We start from the raw sequence: 950 nt of genomic DNA on the forward strand, positions 1-950 counted from the left end.
CATCCGCTCGCTTGCGCGCACCACGGCTGCGACGTGATGCCCGCTTGCTGCGCTGCTCATCGCCACTGGCCTCGGCCTCGACTGCCTCCTGCTCCGCAGCGTCGGCCTGGTCGTTCCGTTGCACAGCCTTGGCAGCAGCCGCTTCTGCTTCCAGTTCAGCCTTGGCCTTGCGGATCCACTCCAACCGGCTGGAACGCCGCTGCAGTTCCTCGGGGAGTTGATCGCCCCGCTTGCCCTTGCCGTACCGGCCATCTTCCTGGGCGTCGATGATCTCGGCCTTGCGCAGCAGCGCCCGCATCTCACCCTCGAGCTGCCGCTCACTCTTGAGCATCCGCTCGTGGCTCATGGCCTTGTGCCTGCTGGCATTGGCTTTCAACCTGGTGCCATCCAGGGCCACCTGGCCCAGGCTCACCAGCCCTGCCTTCTGGCAGAGCCGCAGCACCTGAACAAAAAGACCGGCCAGGGCGTCGAGGTGACGACAGCGGAAGTCGCTGATCCGGCTGTGGTCAGGCTGCTGATTGCCGGTGAGAACACGGAAAGCGGCGTCCTCCCAGCAGGCCTTCTCGATCTTGCGGGAACTGGGGATCCCGACGCAGTAGGCGTACAGGAGCAGCACCACCAACCGCTGCGCGGAAGACTTCGTCTACATCCGCGGCTCATACGCCTTCTCACCGCGAGGATCCTTCTGGCGGTAGTAGGCGTGGATCTCGCCCAGATCCAGCTCAGCGGCCAGATCCAACAGGAAGAACACCAGGTGGTTCTCCGGCAGCCACTCCACCGGCGATGGCGGCAGCAGCAGGGTCTGCTCGGGGTTCCAGGGGCGGAAGGACTTGGGCTTGACCATGCCCCATTCTCGCCTCCAGATCCATTGCAGTCACTGGGTTCTGGGCAGATTCAGCGGTGGCTGGGGAAAGGGGGCGTGCGGGCTTATGCGCGACACGCTTCTAGTG

At 64.7% G+C, this 950-nt stretch carries 2 protein-coding genes; both read right to left on the reverse strand.

What is annotated here, in order from left to right; translation table 11 throughout:
* Window positions 1–619: transposase (locus ACLD7X_RS17105; RefSeq protein WP_411424891.1), on the reverse strand; the 619-nt coding region annotated here is incomplete at its 3' end.
* Window positions 620–643: 24 nt separating this feature from the next.
* Window positions 644–844 (reverse strand): hypothetical protein, encoded by a 201-nt coding sequence (locus tag ACLD7X_RS17110; RefSeq protein ID WP_411424892.1) that lies wholly within the window; start codon window positions 842–844, stop codon window positions 644–646.
* Window positions 845–950 lie beyond the last annotated feature (106 nt).

Origin of the sequence: Aphanothece microscopica RSMan92, from assembly GCF_046613545.2 — a bacterium.
Taxonomy (GTDB): Bacteria; Cyanobacteriota; Cyanobacteriia; order PCC-6307; family Cyanobiaceae; genus NIES-981.

What these genes read in the sequence shown, in the direction of transcription:
- ACLD7X_RS17110 (WP_411424892.1), bottom strand. Translation starts at nt 844, where the DNA reads ATGGTCAAGCCCAAGTCCTTCCGCCCCTGGAACCCCGAGCAGACCCTG.